Source organism: Candidatus Egerieousia sp. (genome assembly GCF_056211015.1).
This window is the reverse complement of the sequence record NZ_JBAELF010000020.1, coordinates 21,050-39,126: the sequence shown is the minus strand read 5'-3', so window position 1 is coordinate 39,126 and position 18,077 is coordinate 21,050. Positions and strand designations below refer to the sequence as shown.

The window sequence follows — 18,077 nt, the reverse complement described above, 5'->3', positions numbered from 1 at the left end:
ATTCTATGCAAAAGTACGAATTAAATGCTTACTCCCCAAATTCTCTTGAAGCAATACGCTCAACCCTGTACTCAAGCATTGTCTTTTCCATGACTATTGTAATCGTACCCTCGGCGGGAAGCCCCTGCGGGCTGGATATTCTTCTTCCATCCTTGTCAAGAATCATTGCAAAGCCCTTACCTATTATTCTTGCAGGATTCACGTTCTCCAACTTGCTCTCCACAAGTTTCAGAGCATTCTCCCGTGAAGCAAGCACAGCGCTCACCGCATACTGTATCCGCTTTTCAAGAGCGTTAAGCTCCATAGCCTGAGCATTCACCCTGCCGGCAACCGCCTCACTCAGCCTTGCGCCAAGCCCGGCCAGCCTGTTCCACTGATTCTCGAACATTTCCAAAAGGAAGTCAGCCACAGCCGTAGGTGTCTTGAACCAGCTGTGCGCCACCATATCAATCACGTGATAGTCCCTGTCGTGCCCTATCCCGGTAAACACAGGAAGCGGAAACTGAGCCACATTCAAGGCCAGCTCATAGTCATCGAACGGCATCAGATCCATATCGCCGCCCCCGCCCCTGATAATAACCGCAATATCATATTCATCCTCCTCCACCTGCGACAGGGCATCAATTATCCCCACCGCACAGGCCTCACCTTGCATCGGTGCGGCAAAAAGAGTGCAGCTGATCGAGCCCGCCCAGCGGCTCTGCCCGATGTGCTTGAGGAAATCACCGTAGCCGGCCGCCCCCTCAGCGCTCACAACGGCAACCCTGAATGGCAGCACAGGCAGTTCCAGAGATGAATTCAGCTCGAACATTCCCTGCTCCTCAAGTCTCTTTATGGTTTTCTGCCGTTCCTGTTCAATACCACCCAGCGTGAATCGTGGATCCAGATCATAGACAATGAGTGAGAGTCCCCAGACTGCGGAATACTCAACCGCCACATTGAGAAGCATCTTCATTCCCTTCCGAGGATTAGTTCCAGCACTTTCGCGGAAATAAGAAAGCAGAGCATCAGCCCTTCTGCGCCAGATTATTGCGCGCGCCTTGGCAAGCACACGCCCGGAAGACTCGTCAATCTGCACGAGCTCCATATAGCAGTGCCCGCTTGAATTGATGCTTATCTGCGAAACCTCACCGCTCACCCAATACAAATCCGGCAATGCCTCCTTCACCGCATCCCCTATCATCTCCTGCAACTTGAGCAGAGTCAACTGTCCATCTTCCATAGCCTCATTCTTTTCCACGAAATTAGCACATCCCCTAAAGATTTGCAAAAAATGAAGTCAAACTGTAGAAGCGACCGGAATTTTATTAATTCAGAACAATTATGGCACGCAATTTGCAAGTATTTCAGACGTAAAAGTTTTCATAGGTTAAAAAATAAGTGATAGGTAATAAGAGCCGGATTTCGCAAGAGGTCCGGTTTTTATTATGCCCTGTTCCGTGAAATTCATTACCTTTGTTCCGGTAAACCAAATCAAATGCACGAAAGTATGGAGAATGAGAGCAGGACACAGTTGGATTACGAGCAGATAATGGCCCGGCTGGATGAAGTTGTTGGAAAAATTGAAACACCTGAGCTTCCATTGAAAGAGCTGGAACCTCTGCTCAAGCAGGCAAAGGAATTGATAGCGCAGGCCCGCAAGCAGCTTGAGGGTTACAGGACGGATTTTGAAAAGGCACTTGAACAATGATAGCGGCAACAGGTTTTTTCGACGGTGTTCACAAAGGGCACAGGAAAGTATTGGAGACTGTCAGCACTATCGCCAGTAAAAAAAAGGAAGAAAGTGCAGTGATAACTTTCTGGCCCCACCCAAGGACGGTGCTGCAGCAGGATGCGGGTGACCTTAGGCTGCTCAACACAATTGAGGAAAAGAAGAGTCTCATTGAGGGTGCAGGGATTGACAGGAGCATTGTGATTCCTTTCACCAGACAGTTCAGTACCCTTTCAACGGAAGAGTTCCTGAAGCAATATCTCATTGACAGATACGGAGTAAGCACACTTGTGATAGGTTATGACCACAGGCTGGGCAAGAATGTGAACCAGAGCCAGCAGGACATGATTGCCATTGCCAACAGGCTCGGACTCGAAGTGGTCCGCTGCAATGAGTTCATAATGGACGGCAACATAATCTCATCCACCAAAATCAGGAACCTGCTTTCCAACGGTTCGGCAAGAAGGGCCAACGAGTTCCTGGGATACGAATATATGCTGGGCGGCGTGGTTCTCAGGGGCAACGGTCTTGGAAAGGGGCTTGGATTCCCAACAGCAAACATAGGGCTGTACAATCCGCTCAAGGCTGTCCCGCAGGACGGAGTCTATGCTGTAAGAGTAAAAGTGCTGGACCAGTGGAAGCAGGGAATCTGCAACATAGGCCTCAGACCCACCCTTACAGATTCTTCCAACAGGGTGATAGAAACCCATATTCTGGATTTCTCGGAGGAGATTTACGGCCTTGACCTTGAAATACGTTTCCTGGAAAAACTCCGCCCGGAGTGCAAGTTCTCTTCCAGAGCGGAGCTTGTTGAACAGATGCGCGCAGATACTGAAAAGGCGCACAGGATCATTTCTTCCTTATGACATTGAGCCCGTCTCGCAACGGGATTATCACATTCTCCACCCTGGAATCATTGGCAACCAGCTCATTGAACTCCATAATTCCCTTGGTCTGGGCATCAATATGCTGCGGCGCAGCGCCAGGTTTCAGGTCCATTTCCAGAACTTTTCCTGACCATAGTACATTGTCGGCCAGAATAAAACCGCCGGGGCGGACTTTGTCAATTATGGCATTGTAATATTTCACGTACTCGCGTTTGTTGGCATCTATGAACACCATATCATACGGGCCACTCAGCTGCTTCAGACTTTCATTGGCATTGCCTAATATCAGGTTTATCCTGTCTTCAACTCCGGCACGTGTATATCCTTCGCGAATGACATCCTCAAGTTCATCATTGATTTCCAGAGCATCCAGATGCGCCCCATCAGGCAGTGCGCTGGCTATGCATATTGAGGAATAGCCTGTGAAAACGCCAATTTCCAGAGCCCGGGCCGGTCTTATCATTGAAGTCAGCAGATTGAGCAGCCTGCCCTCCACCGGACCGCAGAGCATGTGGGAATAGATGGAACGCAGATGAGTCTGCCTTTCAACCCAGTCAAGAGCCTCTGTTTGCCCTGTGGAATTCCTTTCTATGTATTCGTATAGGGGATCGTTCATGTTTCCTATAAAAAAGAGGCGTATGGAATAACCAGGCGCCTCAGTATCTTCTTGGATGCGGTTCAGTTATTTAACGCGCTCTCCGTATGATCTGTCCTCGGTCTTGACTCTTATCTTCTCGCCCTGAGTGATGAAAAGAGGAACCATTATGATTGCACCCGTTTCAAGAGTTGCCTCCTTCATTGCGTTGGTTGAAGCAGTATCGCCCTTGACTGCCGGCTCTGTATAGGTGACTTCAAGCTCTACGAATGGCGGGAGCTCGCATGTGAGACATCTGTCCTCATCAACGTGGAACATCATTTCAACATACTGTCCTTCTTTCATGAGGTCAGGATTGTCAACGAAGTCATTGTCAAGGTGAATCTGCTCGTATGTCTCGGTATGCATGAAGTTGTAACCGTCTTCATCCTTGTAGAGGAACTGATAAGGCCTTCTCTCAATGTTGATGGTCTCAATCTTTGCGCCTGCTGTGAAAGTGTTCTCAAGGATCTTGCCGTTCTCGAGGTTCTTGAACTTGCTCTTTACAAATGCAGGGCCCTTGCCTGGTTTTACATGCTGGAAATAAATCAATTTACAAGGCTTGCCATTGAAATTGAAATACATGCCGTTCTTGAAATCTGCTGTTGTTGCCATAAAAATGTATCTTGTTTATCAATTATTTTCTTTAATCTCGCAAAGATACCAATAATTTTGATTCTTTCAAATACGCCACAACCTCTTCCAACTGCCACTTGGGTGTTGAGGTGGCGCCGCATACTCCTACGCTCACACTTTCCTCCCATGCGTGTAAAAGCGGGCTGAACCACTGTGGCTGAATCTGGTCAATGCTCTGTATATGATAGGAATGCGGATTCACGCTCCTGCAAAGGTCATAAAGCACCTTGCCGTTGGAACTCTCCGCTCCACTCACAAATAGAATGACGTTGTGCTTTGCCGCAAAATTCACAAGATGCTCGTGTCTGTGCGCAACCTGCCTGCAGATGGTATCGTAAACGGTGAGCTTTTTACTTGAACGTTTCCTGATTTCCCCGCAAAGATATGCATAGTCCTCAGGATCCTTGGTGGTCTGTGAAAAAATCACAAGGTCACGGCTCCAGTCTATTCTCTCAATGTTCCTGATGACATTTTCCTTACCATCCTCACCTCGCAGCACATCAAGGATTATTGCATCGTTCCCTACCTGACCCACGAGTCCGTTGACTTCCGCATGTCCCTCCTTGCCGAAAATCAGCACCTGTGCGCCTTCCTCCTTATACACGTTCCTGATCTTGTCCTGCAGCTTGAGCACTACAGGACAAGTGCAATCAATCAGTCTGATGTTGTTCTTTCTGGCCAGTTCATACGTTTGTGGCGGTTCGCCGTGAGCTCTTATCAGAACAACGGCATTGTGCATGTTCCTCATTTCATCAAGGCCTATGATTTTCAAGCCGGAACCGGCCAAACGCTCGAGTTCCGAGCTGTTGTGGACTATTGCTCCCAGAGAATATAGTTCCCCGCAAAGTTTCAAATTCCTTTCAGCTGAATCAACGGCACGGATAACACCCGGGCAGAAACCTGACTCACTGTCCAGTTCCACGCATATGCTCAGCCGGTCATTCCCTCTCAATCGTGAATTGCTGGATATAGTTTCCATCTTCATTTGTTCTAACGAAAAGTGTGACTCTGAAGCTCTGGCCGCCGGCATTCAGAATGCCTATTGCATACTTCATGGGGGCAACTCCACTTTTGTGAATGATTGTGAATGACTTCACCTTGTATGTTGTGAAGAAATTGCGCACAATCTGGGTAGCCTGCCTTTTGCTGCAATCATTCACCTTACCAAGTATGTTTATTTCCATATTCCTGGCGAACCAGGAGGAAAGGCTTCTGGCGTCACCGCGTGAAATGTATTTTGCAATCGGGACAAAGGAATCGCTGCTGCGCTTGATCTGGGCCGTAACGGACTGACAGAAAAACATCTGCAGTACTGCGGATGCCAGTACGCATAATATGATTCTTATGTTCCTCGACATTTTCATCTGCATCTTTCCTGCTTACATGTTAGGTGTGGCGAACATCAGGACGTCATCCCTGCTTATTTCCGGCGATCCAAGGATAAGGAGCCTCTCTGTAACGTTCCTCAGTTCCCTTATGTTTCCGGTCCACGGATGGCTGGAGAGTTCCTCAAGAGCTTCATCGCTTATCCTACGTTCCGGCACGCCGTTCTCGGAACATATCTGACTGATGAAATGCTTGACCAGTACAGGGATATCCTCCTTCCTTTCAGCCAGAGACGGCACCTGGATAATAATGACGCTCAACCTGTGATACAGGTCCTCCCTGAATGTACCTTTCTTTATCTCCTCCTGAAGATTTTTGTTCGTTGCTGCAATGACCCTCACGTCAACGTTGATGTCCTTGTCGGATCCTACCCTGCTCAATTTCCTTTCCTGAAGCACTCGCAGGACCTTGGCCTGCGCCGCAAGTGACATGTCTCCTATCTCATCCAGAAAGAGTGTACCACCTTCGGCCTGCTCGAACTTTCCTTTATGCTGCTTGATTGCGGAGGTGAAGGAACCTTTTTCGTGACCGAAAAGTTCACTTTCAATGAGTTCACCGGGAATAGCGGCGCAATTGACCTCAATGAAAGGCATGGTGCTTCTGTTGCTCTTCTCATGAAGCCATCTTGCCACCAGTTCCTTGCCTGTTCCGTTTGAACCTGTGACCAGCACTCTGGCATCGGTGAGGGCTACCTTGTCTATCATGTCCCTGACCTTCCGGATAGTCTCCGACTGACCTACTATTTCCTGAACTCCTGAAACCTTCTTCCTGAGGATGCGATTTTCCTTTACAAGATGGGACTTGTCTGCAACATTCTTGAGAGTAACCATTATTCTGTTCAGGTCCAGAGGCTTTGAAATGAAGTCGTAGGCTCCCTTTCTCATACACTCCACTGCAGTATCAATGTCTCCGTGACCGGAAATCATCACCACAGCTGCATCCGTTGGCTGTGCCATGATATTCTCCAGCACCTCAACCCCGTCCATTCCCTCCATTTTAATATCACAGAACACAAGGTCGAACGTGCAGGATGCAAAGCAGTCGAGGCCATCCTTCCCGTTTGAAGCGGTAGATACCTCATGACCTTCCATCTCCACTATTTCCTTGAGTATATTCCTTATACTCTTTTCATCGTCAATTATTAAAATTTTCATGCAATGAACTCTATATTGAATTTTGTACGAAGAATTTCCCTTGCCCAGTCATATTCCTGCTCCATTGTCATATTGGAATTGTCAAGCACAAGTGCATCAGGCGCCTTGGTGAGCGGATCCACTTTTCTTGTGGAATCAATCCTGTCCCTCTTTCTCAGATTGTTCAGAACTTCATCAAAAGTTTCTGAGCCGCCTTTGGCCTTTATTTCCGCAAGCCGCCTCTGCGCCCGCACTTCCTCGGAAGCGGTCATGAATATTTTCAGTTCGGCATTGGGAAACACTGCTGTGCCAATATCCCTGCCATCCATTATAACGCCCTTGTCAACGGCCATGTCCCTAAGGATACGGTCCACATATATCCTTACGAAAGCAAGCGCTGAAATATAGCTCACCTTGTTGGAAATCTGCATGGTTCTGATCCTTGACTCCACATTGGCTCCGTTGAGGTAGGTCTCGCTTTTTCCGCCCCGATTCAATCTGAATGAGATTTCAATCTGCGGCAGAAGAGTTGCCAGCCAGTTAACCTTGATTTTGTTGCTGTCATCGATGAAACCGTTTGTGTATGCAAAATATGTGATAGCCCTGTACATTGCTCCTGTATCCACATATATGTAACCGAGTTTTGCCGCAAGACCTTTGGCAAAACTGCTTTTTCCGGTTGAAGAATAGCCGTCAATGGCAATTATTATTTTCCTGTAGTTCATATTCCACAAAAGTAATAAAATTCAGCGGCCGCTGAAAACTATATTTCATTGTACACAGGTATGCTGAAGCTGAAACATGCTCCACCCATTTCAGAAGGGCTGTATTCAATGCGGCCTCCCTCCTGCTGGACAATGTTCCGGCATATTGCCAGCCCAAGTCCTGTACCGCTTGTCTTCGTAGTGAATTTAGGACTGAAGAGCCTGTCAACATTCTCCGGAAGCACCCCCGGACCATTATCCTCCACTTTCACAATGTAAAAACCCCCATCCTGTTCAAGGGCAATCCTCACAAAGCCCATAGCATGCTGCGCTGAATCCGTCCCGGAAGAATCTATGGCCTGAGTGGCATTGGAGAGCAGGTTCATCAGCACTCGCACTATATTGCCCTTGCGCACATACACCTTGGCGTTCATTTCATCGGAATAGGCCGTGAACAGCACTTTCATATCGTCACGTGTGTCAAAAAGATTCTTCTGATTGAGGATAAGTTCATAAAGGTCCACAAGCTGAGGGGTCTCGGAATAGGACTTTGTAAAGGACGAGAACTCGGAAGCAATGTTGGCCAGATTGTCTATCTGCTCCAGTATTGAATCGGCGCTCTGCTCGAATTTCTCCTCCCATGATGAGATTCCCTTTTTCTTGAGCATCAGCAGATACTGTATATTGAGTCTTATAGGCGTAAGCGGGTTCTTTATTTCGTGGGCTATCTGACGGGCCATTTCATTCCATGCCTTCTCCCTTTCCGCTGTGGCCAGCCTTTTTGTGGATGTTTCAATGTAATCAACCATCTGGTTGTAGGAATGCACCAGAGAGCCCAGCTCATCGTGACGGTTGTAAATAATATGCTCGGCTCCCTTTGAAATGTCTGTCACCCTCATTCTGTCACCTATCAGGGATATAGGCCTTACAAGAGAACTGGAAAGGAAACGGCTGCTCACCAGAGCAACTATCAGAAGCAGGATGAACAGGTTCACTATAGTTGCCACAATGCCTGAAATGTCATTGCGGAAAGCCATTGTTCTGGCAAAATACGGTATGTTCACTATGGCAACAAGAGAGCCGTTTATATTATATAAAGGAGCATACATTGAATAATATGTAAGATTCTCTATCCTCTCCTTCTGTATCACAGCACGCTCGTTGTTGAAAACTATGTCATAGAATGCCTTGTTGTCCATTCTCGAAGAAAGGAGGAAACGCTTGAACAGTTCAATACGGGTGGAACGTATGAGACTGCCGTGAGGGTCAAAGAGATTGATGTCCGCCTGCAGGTTCTGGGCAAGGCGGTCCATGTTCTGGTTCAAATCCTGCGAATTCACATTCTTGTAAGTATCAACATACTTGCTGAAATCAGTGAGCGTGGACTGCGCTGTCACCAGTTTCTCCTCCATCTGCATTCTGTTGGCCGTATTGGAGTATGTAAGGAAAAGCCAGATTGAGCCAAGCCCCATGAACAGCAATGTGATTCCAAGGGAAATGGAAACCAGATTGGATATCTTCTTCTTTATTGAAGACTTGGGACTGCTCCTGTACCCTTTGATTCTTTTCACCCTTCGCAGATACAGCATCGTCTGGAAGATGGCTGCGTTGAACATGAGAAGGTATGAAAACGATATCAGGTATTGCAGAATGTTGCGGCGCAGGCGGCTTATCATTATCACAACGTCATCCGAGAATTTATATATGAACTGGCGATAGCCATCCTTCACGAATGTTGAATACCCCTCATTGAAGGCCCGGCTGTCCACTATCGAGCGGTACTTGAAATCTCCGCTGTAAACGGTAAGCTTCCCCTCCACATACTTGGCGTATGAATACTCAAGAGGCATGTTCACCTTGTCGGCAGTGGTATAGTCAAAGAGCAGTGCGGAATATGCCTCATTCTCCTTTGTAAGCCTGGAGTTCATATCTATGTACAGTCTGGCCCTGCCGTTCTCGGTAAGAATAGTGTATGCACCCAGATAGCTCACTCTGCCGTTGTAATTGTTCAGATAATGGAAGATGCACTTGTCGGAGATGGGCAGACCATACCTTTCAAGCTGGTCCCTGTAATATGAATTGATATTGACCAGACTCCTTCCATCCTGATAGAACAGCTGCTCGTCAGATGTTGAAACGGTCACCACTATTTCATATTTCCTTTCCACATTGGAGAAATAATGCTCATCCAGCCTCTTGGTTATCATTGATATGACTTCTGTTGAAAGCGGGCCGTTGAGCAGTTTGTTTATAATGGGGTCAAGCGGAATCTTGCTCTCCATGTTCCGGAGCTGGAGTTCAAGCGAAACATCCCTTTCAACTGACAGCTTGTTAAGCCACACTTCCGTCCTGTTGATTTCCCTGTAATGGCTCTTTATATTCACAACCAGCACCATATACAGCGACACCGCAAATACATACACGGCCAGCCACTTCCAGTTTATAACCGTACGGGCAAGAGGGAAACCGGCAAGTCTGAGGAACACCTGCAACAGAAGCATCAGAGCCACGAACAGCATTGCATATGAAACATAGCATAGAAGTGTGTACTGGTCAAGACCGGCCACGTTGAAAATCTCAAGAGTGATATTGGAATTGTCTATCAACGAGTTCAGGGTCCATCCTATGTAAAGGGCGAGCAGAACCGGCACCGCAAGGAATGCAGAAGCTTTGATTCTCCAGTGACTTCCTCTTTTGTTCGGTATGATCTTTCTCCTTATAATATATATACCATTGGCTACAAAATATGCAAACAGATTGATTATTAACAGATTGCCCAAAGATGAAAAAGGAGAGTAGTCCGCATAGAGATTCGGGGAGAAGATGGTGGAATCGAATCTGAGCATGAATCCTATGTAAAGGCCTGCAAGGGATATGGCCAGAGCACCGGCCACAGATATCAGGAAGCAGTTCAAGTTCCTTCTCCAGACAGCAAGCAAATAGAAACCGGCCAGAGCCATCAGCAGTGAAATCCAGAGAAGTATTATGTTGCCCTGTGACATTGACGGAGCCATGCTGCTTTCAACATTGAACAGAAGTTCGCCTGACTTTGTGGATACAGGTACGCCATCGCCGTACGTGACAGGCATTATGTTAATGCCTCCGGCGCTCAGCCGCGGATTCATCCTGCTCCTGAGTATGGCATTGTCCGACAGATATTCGGTCTTGATGAGCAATCCGGCAATGACTTTCATATCATCCCTGAGATATACTCTCACCACATACCAGGCGGAGCCCAGATTCACATACTGGAACTTGTCCGAGAGAAAGGCCAGCGGAGTGCTGAAATAATTTCTTGTATTGTACTGAAGCCTATACCAGTATGGAAGGACATCAACTTCATCATTGTTTATAGGGAACCGGTTCACCCAAGACTGTATTGTATCGGCACAATAGCGGTACACCACCATATCTTCAGGAAGGTCACCCAGTTTCAGCCACTCATCCGCTGGTGCGTCCAACGCTCTTCCGGCAAAATTGTCAAGGTCCTCGGTAAGCCTTGCTATCTTCTTTTCGAGTCTCGCCGCATGTCTTTCTGCATCATTGTAATCCGGACCTGTCAGCTGCGAAAGAGCGGCTGACACCAGAGCCAGGCAGAAGCATATCAGTGTGGACAAAGCCAGCGGCTTGTGCACAAGCTTCCCCAGCCACCCCATTTTCAAGAAGCGCTTGAAATGAACAACTGTATCATGACTTCTTTTCATATCTTTTCTACTTGTGATGGTATGGCTCGCCCTTTATTATTGTAAAGGCCCTGTACAGTTGCTCAAGGAAAATGCATCTCACTATCTGATGCGAGAATGTCATTCTGGAAAGGCTGAGCTTGCTGTTGGCCCTCTGATACACGGCCTGGCTGAATCCGTATGCACCTCCCACTACAAAAACAATGTCCTTTCCGGAAGACATCATCTTCTTTTCAAGGCTTGCAGCCCAGTCAATGGAACTGTACTCGTTTCCGCGTTCATCAAGAAGGATGACATCATCATCGGGCTTGAGAGACTTGAGAATAAGTTCACCTTCCTTTACCTTTACTTCCTCACGGCTCAGCGATGCCGCATACTTAAGCTGCGGTATATCAACTCTCCTGAACTGAGTGTAGAACTGCAATCTTTTCTGATACAGTTCCTCACCCCTGGCAGCAAAGCTGAATGTAGTCTTTCCAACTGTAAGGAGAGTGATTTTCATACCGTCAAAAATAAATGAGTTCGCTCAATCTCTTTCTATCAAACACTTTGGAACATACATTCATAACATCCTCCACACTTATCTGTTCCACCATACGGCGCGACATTTCAAAAGGACTTATCTGATTGAACACAAGCATGGCTTTGCTCATTCCTAGAGCCTGTGATTCAAGATTGTCCGCCGCTATGAGCATCTGCGCAATGAATTGTTTCCTTGCGCCCTTGAGCCTGTTATCAGCAATTTCCGTGCCGGCGAATTTCTCCAGAGTGGAATAAACCAACGACTTGCACTTCTCTATGTTTGAAGCGTCGCAACCGAAATACACCGTGAATATGCCGGTATCGGAATATGGAGTATACGCCGCCTCCACCGTGTATACCAGACCATGCTTCTCCCTGAGCAATGTGTTCAGCACTGAATTTGACGCAGGACCTCCAAGCATGTTGGCCACAAGCGCCAGAGTGCACCGTTCCTTGTTGCTGTAAAAGGAAGGAGCGCTGCATCCTATTATGCAGTGGCTCTGATGCAGATGCCTGTTCTCTGAAAGGGTGAACTGATTGCCTGCAGCCAGTGAAGAATAGGGATTCTCAAGAACCGGCTGCTCAAAAAGAGTGGTTTCATCGGGGATATACTGCAATCCGCTGCCCGGTGAATACTTTTCCAGAGAACGCCAGATGGTGGTTTCCAGCCTTGACGGCTCAACATTGGCCACTACGGAAAGAGCCATGTTACCGGGCGTGAAATATTCCCTGGTGAACTCCAGGAGATCTTCGGAAGTGATTTTCTTCAGGCTTTTCCTTGTACCCAATATGAGTTTTCCAAGAGGATGGCCCTTGAAGAGCAGTCCCTCGAAATCATCGTATATCTGGTCCGCTGGGGAGTCCTTGTACGTGATTATCTCATCATAAACCACATCCTTCTCCTTGACCAGCTCCTTCTGTGGAAAAGTTGAGCTCATGGCCATTTCGAGCAGCAGGTCCACGCCCTTTGCCAGATCCTCCTTGAGAACCGTGCAGTAAAGCACGATTTCTTCCTTTGTTGTATAAGCATTCAGGTCCCCGCCTTCCTTTTCCAGCCTGCTGTTTATATTGCCGGAACTTCTGCGTTCCGTTCCCTTGAACAGCATATGCTCAACCAGATGGGCCATTCCGTTGAATCTCTCCTGCTCGTTGCGTGTACCCACCTTTGCCGTAAGTGCACAGTACGCCACATTGGAATGAATCCTTTTATACGAATATTTCAGTTTGCCGCAATCCATACGCTTTTCCATATTAACTGCAAATTTACAAAAATACTTGTGTGTTTATTTGTACCTTTGTCAAACAATTATAAACCATGAAGCAGATTCCGCATTTCATATACGAAAAGAAAAACCAGATAACAATGGTAATATTCGTACCATTGTTCATCCTTGCCTTTTTCATTGCATACCAGCCTTTCAACTTCGATTATATAGACACATCGTTCTTTACCAGAATGGGAGCCTCTCCTTCCCTTGCAAAGAACATAACTCTGGTGTGCATCATTTTCATAGGGCTTGCTGTAATCGCAGCCAGCCGCATACTCATGGGCTTCTACGCAAGAAAGAAGCCATTCACCTACAGGAGCTACATAATCTGGGTGGTGTGCGAAATTCTGACCATGGTACTGATTTACGCCATCATCCAGTACACATCTTTCGACCCGAGCGGCAATTTCTCGGACACTTTCAGACAGATGCTCATCAAGACCATACTTGTATTGCTTATACCATACGTTATGAGTTACGTATATTTCATATGGCAGGATAAGGCCCGGGAACTGAGAGCCATAAGGAAAAAGCTGGAGGAAGATGAAAATGCACTCAAGAAAGCATACATACAGATCTTTGACGAGCATGATGAAATGCGTCTTTCCATCAGGAGAGAGAATCTGGTTCTCATTGAAAGCGCGGACAATTACGTGAACGTATGGTACCTCAACAATGACAGGATAAAGAAAGTCCTTGTCAGAAACACACTTACCAGAATCGAGAACCAGCTTGAAAACACCAATGTGAAAAGATGCCATAGATCCTATATAGTGAATCTGGAGCACATCAAGGTTCTGAGCAGGGAAAAAGAAGGTGTTTTCATTGAAATGGGGATTGAAGGAGTGCCCGAAATTCCTATCTCAAAGAGATACAGCCAGAGTATTTCCGACTGGATTATCAAATCCTAATATGTTTTTCACCCCTGAATTCGGGTTTTTCACCCCTGAAAACGCCAATTTCAGACCCAAACCGTCTGATACATCACAAAAATTTGGGCACCACCCGCAATACCCTCAATTTTGCATCGTCGAAAAAATTATCGAATGATGAGACACTATTTGAGCATATTGGAGGAAACAATGACAAAGCAGTGGAATGAGCCTGCCTTGTCGAATTTCCAGGGAGAGACATTCATACATGCGGAAGTTGCATCCGAAATAGCAAAGCTGCATATATTATTTGACAAGCTGGGTCTGAAAGCCGGTGACAAAGTCGCACTCTGCGGCAAGAATTCGGCAAGGTGGGCCATAGCGTTCCTTGCTGTTCAGACCAAGCGCTGCGTCTCTGTTCCCATCCTGAACGAATTCACTCCTGAAATGATGCAGAATCTGGCCGTCCATTCAGACAGCCGCATACTTTTCACGGAGAAAAAGATATGGAGCGGTCTGAACGGAGCCGATATGAGGGATATCCTGGCGGTCATTGACCTTTCGGATTTCCAGCCGCTGTATCTCAAGGATGAAAACGCTGCGGAGCATTTCAACAATATAGGTACGGATTTCTCCAAAGCCTACCCTAACGGATTCAGGCCTGAAATGATGAAATACGCCAGTGATGACCTGGATTCACTTGCAGTAATAAACTACTCGTCAGGAACCACCGGATCGCCTAAGGGCATCATGCTCAGCTCCAGGAACATATCGTCGAATGTTGAGTTCGGTCTGAGCAATGTGCCTTGCACTCCGGGAAAGGACACCATTCTTTCCATGCTCCCGATGGCACATATGTACGGTCTGGCTTTTGAGTTCCTTTACACTTTCTGCGGAGGTTGCCACGTATATTTTCTGGGTAGAACACCTTCACCTTCAATCCTTCTCAAAGCATTTGCCGAAGTGAAGCCATACCTCCTCATTGCGGTTCCTCTTGTAATTGAGAAGATTTTCAAGAATAAGATAATGCCGGCTCTGGACAGGAAAGGCGTAAAGCTGCTCATGAAGATTCCATTGCTGAACAGAATAGTATATTCATCAATAAGGAAGAAACTCATAGGAGCGTTCGGCGGCAATATCAGGGAGATAGACATTGGAGGAGCGGCATTGTCCAAACCGGTTGAGCATCTCATGAAGAAAGCCGGCATTCCTTACACCGTAGGTTACGGAATGACAGAGTGCGCACCTTTGATAGGATACATCACACCTCCAAAAACCGTTCTGGGTGCCTGTGGCAAGATAGTCTCTCTCAATGAAATCAGAGTGGACTCCGAAAAGCCTCACAAGTTAGTTGGCGAACTGCAGGTCAAGGGTGCGAATGTAATGCTCGGCTACTACAAGAATGAAGAGGCTACCAAGGCTGCTTTCACAGACGACGGCTGGCTGCGCACAGGTGATCTGGGCATAATTGACAAGAACGGCTACATTTACATCAAGGGAAGAAGCAAATGCATGATTCTCACCTCAAACGGGCAGAACATCTACCCTGAAGAGATTGAAGACATCCTGAAAGACATGCCATACGTAAGCGAATGCCTTGTTGTTGAAAGGAACAAGCAGTTGATTGCCATAGTTTCTCCAGCAAAGGACAATGACCATCCGCTCACGGAGGCCAAGGACCTGCTCCCTATCATGGAACAGAACAGAATACAATTGAACAGACTTCTGCCTGCATACAGCAAGATTCAGAGCATTGAACTGATAGACGGAGGGTTCGTTCACACACCTAAACATTCAATCAAAAGACATCTTTACAATTAAATCCGTAAAGGGAATTTGAAACAATCATGAAGAAAGTACTGGTATTAATACTTGGTACAGCGATAGCTGTGCAATCATACGCCGGAGGTCTGGTTACAAACACCAATCAGAGCGCATCATTTCTCAGAAACATGGCCCGCGGAACAAGTCTGAGCCCGGATGCCATATACTACAACCCTGCTGGAACAGCATTTCTGGAAAAAGGCTGGCACTTCTCAATCAATGACCAGCAGGCCATACAGAGGCGATGGAACAATTCAACTTTTGCGCCTTTTGCCCATGGAGCCAACAACGGCGGCAAGGAAACGAAACATTTCCAAGGTAACACATTCTCACCCGTAGTGCCTTCGGTATATGCGGCCTACAAGAGGGGCAGGCTGGCGCTTTCGTTTGCAGTAAGCATTGGTAGCGGTGGAGGAAGCGTTGAATACAATAACGGTCTTGCATCTTTCGAGAGCGTCATAGCACAGATACCTGCAATATTGCCGGAACTGGATCCTGTGATTCATTATGTGCCGTACAAGGCGGATATCTACCTCAAGGGCACATCCATTACAGTCACAACACGAATAGGGGCGGCTTACAGGATTTCCGACAATTTTTCAGCAGCGGCGCAGCTCAGGATTGCCTACACCTCAAACAAGTATGAAGGGCATATCAAGGACATTGTGATTGCCGAGAACCAAACTCCTTTCAAGGATCTGATTGAAGACAAGGAACTTGACACCAGACAGACAGGATGGGGCTTCTCCCCGATACTCTCCGCTTACTTCAAAAGCAACGGAGCCCGGGATGGCGAAAGCTTCAATCTGAATTCGGACAAGAAGCAGGGCTTCGGACATGGCTGGAGCGCCAGCGTCAAATACGAATTCTGCACATCGGTACAGATAAAGAATAAAACAAAGAAGGATGTTGTCCTTAATGGAGCAAGCCTTTACCCCGATGGCGAAAGATCCGAGTCCGACCTCCCTTCAATTCTCACTGCCTGCGTGAGCAAGCATCTTGGACCGGTGAAGCTTTCCGCTCAGTTCCTGCATTATTTCGACCAGTTTGCGGATAATTTCTTCACGGACGGCCTGAACGGCAACACTGATGAATTCATTTTTGGAGTTGACTGGAAACTTTCAAGAAGAATCCTTCTTTCAACTGCTTTCCAGCGCTCGCTGTTCGAGCTTGACCCGCAGAAATACAGGGACTTGAATTTCAACTCGCCATCTACAAGTGTAGGATTGGGAATAAGTGCAGGCTTGACCAGACATCTGAGCATTAATACAGGATGCATGCTCACAAAATACTCATCAGTTACAAGAGAATCCGACCCGTACAACAGTTCAACAGCACCGGGGATTCCAGGCAAGGACGTTTACCACAGGCAGAGTGTCTGCTACGGCATAGGGCTGGACCTTCATTTCTAACGGACTACTTGACCAAAGGGACCTCGTCATCAGACAGATCATCGAGATGTCCCTTGTTCCACAGGTACTTTCTGGTTTCCTTTCTGATGACCCCGCTCAGCAGAATCAGAGCTATGAGGTTAGGTATTGCCATGAGAGCGTTCGCACTGTCTGCGAAGCTCCATATTGAGTTCAGGCTCTGCACAGCACCTACAAACACCATTATGACCCATATTATCTTATAATAAGGCAGCACTTTCTTTCCGAAAAGGTATTCAGCACATCTTTCTCCATAGTATGACCATCCGAGAATGGTTGAGAAGGCAAAAGTGAACAGGCCTACCTCCAGGATGAAACGGCCCATGTATGGAATCTTTGAGAACGCCAGGGTGGTGAGCTTGCCACCATCCTCGAAAGTGATATCCGGATGAGCTATGATGGAACTTACCAGCACCAGACCTGTGATGGCACAAACTACAACAGTGTCCCAGAAAGTTGCCGTTGAAGAAACAAGAGCCTGACGGACAGGATTCCTTGTCTGTGCGGCCGCTGCAACGATTGGTGCGGAACCAAGGCCGGACTCATTGGAGAAAAGGCCTCTGGCAATGCCATAACGGGCGGTCATCATGATTGATGTCCCAATGAAACCGCCTCCCGCTGCTTCCGGAGAGAAAGCGCTACTACATATAAGTGATATTGTCTGACCGAGATATTCCGCATTGAAACACAGAATCAGAAGACATCCAAGAACATAGAAAGCGGCCATGAACGGAACAAGCACTCCGCAGACTCTGGCAATACCCTTGATACCGAAAATAACAACCAGAGCAACTATGAATGACAGGAACAGTCCGCTTATCCAGGTTGGGATACCGTCTTTGACAAGCATTCCGGAATCCGCCATAATTGTGGAGATGGCGTTGGATTGAACCGTGCAGCCTATTCCATACGATGCCAGCACCGTGAATACGCAGAACAGTACGCCAAGCCATTTCATATTCAAGCCTCTCTCCAATGCGTACATAGGACCTCCGAGCATTGTGCCGTCGGAAGTTCTTACCCTGTACTTCACGGCCAGAAGTCCTTCTGAATATTTGGTAGCAATGCCCAGAATGCCTGTAATCCAGCACCATAATACCGCTCCCGGGCCTCCGAGAGCTATTGCCGTTCCAACACCTACAATATTTCCCGTGCCTATTGTAGCGGCCAGCGATGTAGCCAGAGCCCCGAACTGACTTACGTCACCGTTACTGTCCTTGTCCGGTGCAACCGACATCCTTATGGCCTTGAAGATATAGCGCTGAGGGAAGCGGAGCCTTATGGTCAGCAATATATGCGTTCCAAGCAGCAGAATAATTGTTGGCCACGACCACAGCACATCGGCCATGTCTGAGAGAAATTGATAAAAAGCATCCATATTGTTGAG

The 18,077-nt window shown here is 47.2% G+C and carries 16 protein-coding genes; 5 read left to right on the top strand and 11 right to left on the bottom strand.

All coding sequences use genetic code 11. From position 1 onward, the window contains the following. Window positions 1–28: 28 nt before the first annotated feature. Window positions 29–1,222 (bottom strand): exodeoxyribonuclease VII large subunit, encoded by a 1,194-nt coding sequence (gene xseA / locus AC06L3_RS01495; RefSeq protein WP_475668859.1) that lies wholly within the window; start codon window positions 1,220–1,222, stop codon window positions 29–31. A 267-nt stretch (window positions 1,223–1,489) separates the two neighbouring features. Here xseA and xseB point away from each other — a divergent pair, with 267 nt between their 5' ends. Continuing rightward, window positions 1,490–1,690: an exodeoxyribonuclease VII small subunit gene (xseB, locus tag AC06L3_RS01490; RefSeq protein ID WP_475668858.1), complete on the top strand. Its 201-nt coding sequence runs from the start codon at window positions 1,490–1,492 to the stop codon at window positions 1,688–1,690. After that, on the top strand, window positions 1,687–2,577 hold the full coding sequence (locus AC06L3_RS01485) for a bifunctional riboflavin kinase/FAD synthetase (RefSeq protein WP_475668857.1): 891 nt from the start codon (window positions 1,687–1,689) through the stop codon (window positions 2,575–2,577). The genes xseB and AC06L3_RS01485 overlap by 4 nt, the downstream gene beginning before the upstream one ends. Here the strand turns inward: AC06L3_RS01485 and AC06L3_RS01480 are convergent. From AC06L3_RS01480 to AC06L3_RS01440, 9 genes are all read right to left on the bottom strand, one after another. Next, window positions 2,561–3,214, bottom strand: coding sequence for an O-methyltransferase (locus AC06L3_RS01480; protein ID WP_475668856.1), 654 nt, complete (start codon window positions 3,212–3,214; stop codon window positions 2,561–2,563). The two genes, AC06L3_RS01485 and AC06L3_RS01480, sit on opposite strands and share 17 nt — an antisense overlap. Window positions 3,215–3,280: 66 nt before the next feature. Further along, the gene (efp, locus tag AC06L3_RS01475) at window positions 3,281–3,847 is read right to left on the bottom strand and encodes an elongation factor P (protein WP_475668855.1); all 567 of its coding nucleotides are present in this window, start codon (window positions 3,845–3,847) and stop codon (window positions 3,281–3,283) included. A gap of 31 nt (window positions 3,848–3,878) precedes the next feature. Further along, window positions 3,879–4,847 carry a 4-hydroxy-3-methylbut-2-enyl diphosphate reductase gene (locus AC06L3_RS01470; protein ID WP_475668854.1) on the bottom strand — a complete coding sequence of 323 codons (969 nt, stop codon included), beginning with the start codon at window positions 4,845–4,847 and terminating at the stop codon, window positions 3,879–3,881. After that, window positions 4,807–5,226, bottom strand: coding sequence for a DUF4783 domain-containing protein (locus AC06L3_RS01465; RefSeq protein ID WP_475668853.1), 420 nt, complete (start codon window positions 5,224–5,226; stop codon window positions 4,807–4,809). Before AC06L3_RS01465 ends, AC06L3_RS01470 begins: the two co-directional genes overlap by 41 nt. A gap of 21 nt (window positions 5,227–5,247) precedes the next feature. Further along, window positions 5,248–6,408 carry a sigma-54-dependent transcriptional regulator gene (locus AC06L3_RS01460; RefSeq protein WP_475668852.1) on the bottom strand — a complete coding sequence of 387 codons (1,161 nt, stop codon included), beginning with the start codon at window positions 6,406–6,408 and terminating at the stop codon, window positions 5,248–5,250. Next, window positions 6,405–7,112 carry a (d)CMP kinase gene (gene cmk, locus AC06L3_RS01455; protein ID WP_475668851.1) on the bottom strand — a complete coding sequence of 236 codons (708 nt, stop codon included), beginning with the start codon at window positions 7,110–7,112 and terminating at the stop codon, window positions 6,405–6,407. Before cmk ends, AC06L3_RS01460 begins: the two co-directional genes overlap by 4 nt. Before the next feature lie 38 nt (window positions 7,113–7,150). After that, window positions 7,151–10,795 (bottom strand): sensor histidine kinase, encoded by a 3,645-nt coding sequence (locus AC06L3_RS01450; RefSeq protein WP_475668850.1) that lies wholly within the window; start codon window positions 10,793–10,795, stop codon window positions 7,151–7,153. 7 nt (window positions 10,796–10,802) lie between these two features. Further along, window positions 10,803–11,276, bottom strand: a complete 474-nt coding sequence (gene rlmH, locus AC06L3_RS01445) for a 23S rRNA (pseudouridine(1915)-N(3))-methyltransferase RlmH (protein WP_475668849.1) — start codon at window positions 11,274–11,276, stop codon at window positions 10,803–10,805. A gap of 4 nt (window positions 11,277–11,280) precedes the next feature. Then, the gene (locus AC06L3_RS01440) at window positions 11,281–12,546 is read right to left on the bottom strand and encodes a M16 family metallopeptidase (RefSeq protein WP_475668848.1); all 1,266 of its coding nucleotides are present in this window, start codon (window positions 12,544–12,546) and stop codon (window positions 11,281–11,283) included. 65 nt (window positions 12,547–12,611) lie between these two features. Between AC06L3_RS01440 and AC06L3_RS01435 the strand changes: the two genes are divergently transcribed. The 3 genes from AC06L3_RS01435 to AC06L3_RS01425 all read left to right on the top strand — a co-directional run bounded on the left by AC06L3_RS01435 (window position 12,612) and on the right by AC06L3_RS01425 (window position 16,672). Next, window positions 12,612–13,475: a LytR/AlgR family response regulator transcription factor gene (locus tag AC06L3_RS01435; protein ID WP_475668847.1), complete on the top strand. Its 864-nt coding sequence runs from the start codon at window positions 12,612–12,614 to the stop codon at window positions 13,473–13,475. A 135-nt stretch (window positions 13,476–13,610) separates the two neighbouring features. Continuing rightward, the gene (locus tag AC06L3_RS01430; RefSeq protein ID WP_475668846.1) at window positions 13,611–15,257 is read left to right on the top strand and encodes an AMP-binding protein; all 1,647 of its coding nucleotides are present in this window, start codon (window positions 13,611–13,613) and stop codon (window positions 15,255–15,257) included. A gap of 26 nt (window positions 15,258–15,283) precedes the next feature. Next, window positions 15,284–16,672 (top strand): hypothetical protein, encoded by a 1,389-nt coding sequence (locus AC06L3_RS01425; RefSeq protein WP_475668845.1) that lies wholly within the window; start codon window positions 15,284–15,286, stop codon window positions 16,670–16,672. Between the two features lie 4 nt (window positions 16,673–16,676). On the opposite strand, the gene AC06L3_RS01420 is transcribed toward AC06L3_RS01425, so the two are convergent. Further along, the gene (locus tag AC06L3_RS01420) at window positions 16,677–18,068 is read right to left on the bottom strand and encodes an alanine/glycine:cation symporter family protein (protein WP_475668844.1); all 1,392 of its coding nucleotides are present in this window, start codon (window positions 18,066–18,068) and stop codon (window positions 16,677–16,679) included. Window positions 18,069–18,077 lie beyond the last annotated feature (9 nt).

What these genes read in the sequence shown, in the direction of transcription:
- AC06L3_RS01465 (WP_475668853.1), bottom strand. Translation starts at nt 5,226, where the DNA reads ATGTCGAGGAACATAAGAATCATATTATGCGTACTGGCATCCGCAGTA.
- AC06L3_RS01420 (WP_475668844.1), bottom strand. Translation starts at nt 18,068, where the DNA reads ATGGATGCTTTTTATCAATTTCTCTCAGACATGGCCGATGTGCTGTGG.
- AC06L3_RS01450 (WP_475668850.1), bottom strand. Translation starts at nt 10,795, where the DNA reads ATGAAAAGAAGTCATGATACAGTTGTTCATTTCAAGCGCTTCTTGAAA.
- xseA (WP_475668859.1), bottom strand. Translation starts at nt 1,222, where the DNA reads ATGGAAGATGGACAGTTGACTCTGCTCAAGTTGCAGGAGATGATAGGG.
- AC06L3_RS01460 (WP_475668852.1), bottom strand. Translation starts at nt 6,408, where the DNA reads ATGAAAATTTTAATAATTGACGATGAAAAGAGTATAAGGAATATACTC.
- efp (WP_475668855.1), bottom strand. Translation starts at nt 3,847, where the DNA reads ATGGCAACAACAGCAGATTTCAAGAACGGCATGTATTTCAATTTCAAT.
- AC06L3_RS01440 (WP_475668848.1), bottom strand. Translation starts at nt 12,546, where the DNA reads ATGGAAAAGCGTATGGATTGCGGCAAACTGAAATATTCGTATAAAAGG.
- AC06L3_RS01435 (WP_475668847.1), top strand. Translation starts at nt 12,612, where the DNA reads ATGAAGCAGATTCCGCATTTCATATACGAAAAGAAAAACCAGATAACA.
- cmk (WP_475668851.1), bottom strand. Translation starts at nt 7,112, where the DNA reads ATGAACTACAGGAAAATAATAATTGCCATTGACGGCTATTCTTCAACC.
- AC06L3_RS01470 (WP_475668854.1), bottom strand. Translation starts at nt 4,847, where the DNA reads ATGGAAACTATATCCAGCAATTCACGATTGAGAGGGAATGACCGGCTG.
- rlmH (WP_475668849.1), bottom strand. Translation starts at nt 11,276, where the DNA reads ATGAAAATCACTCTCCTTACAGTTGGAAAGACTACATTCAGCTTTGCT.
- AC06L3_RS01430 (WP_475668846.1), top strand. Translation starts at nt 13,611, where the DNA reads ATGATGAGACACTATTTGAGCATATTGGAGGAAACAATGACAAAGCAG.
- AC06L3_RS01425 (WP_475668845.1), top strand. Translation starts at nt 15,284, where the DNA reads ATGAAGAAAGTACTGGTATTAATACTTGGTACAGCGATAGCTGTGCAA.
- AC06L3_RS01480 (WP_475668856.1), bottom strand. Translation starts at nt 3,214, where the DNA reads ATGAACGATCCCCTATACGAATACATAGAAAGGAATTCCACAGGGCAA.
- xseB (WP_475668858.1), top strand. Translation starts at nt 1,490, where the DNA reads ATGGAGAATGAGAGCAGGACACAGTTGGATTACGAGCAGATAATGGCC.
- AC06L3_RS01485 (WP_475668857.1), top strand. Translation starts at nt 1,687, where the DNA reads ATGATAGCGGCAACAGGTTTTTTCGACGGTGTTCACAAAGGGCACAGG.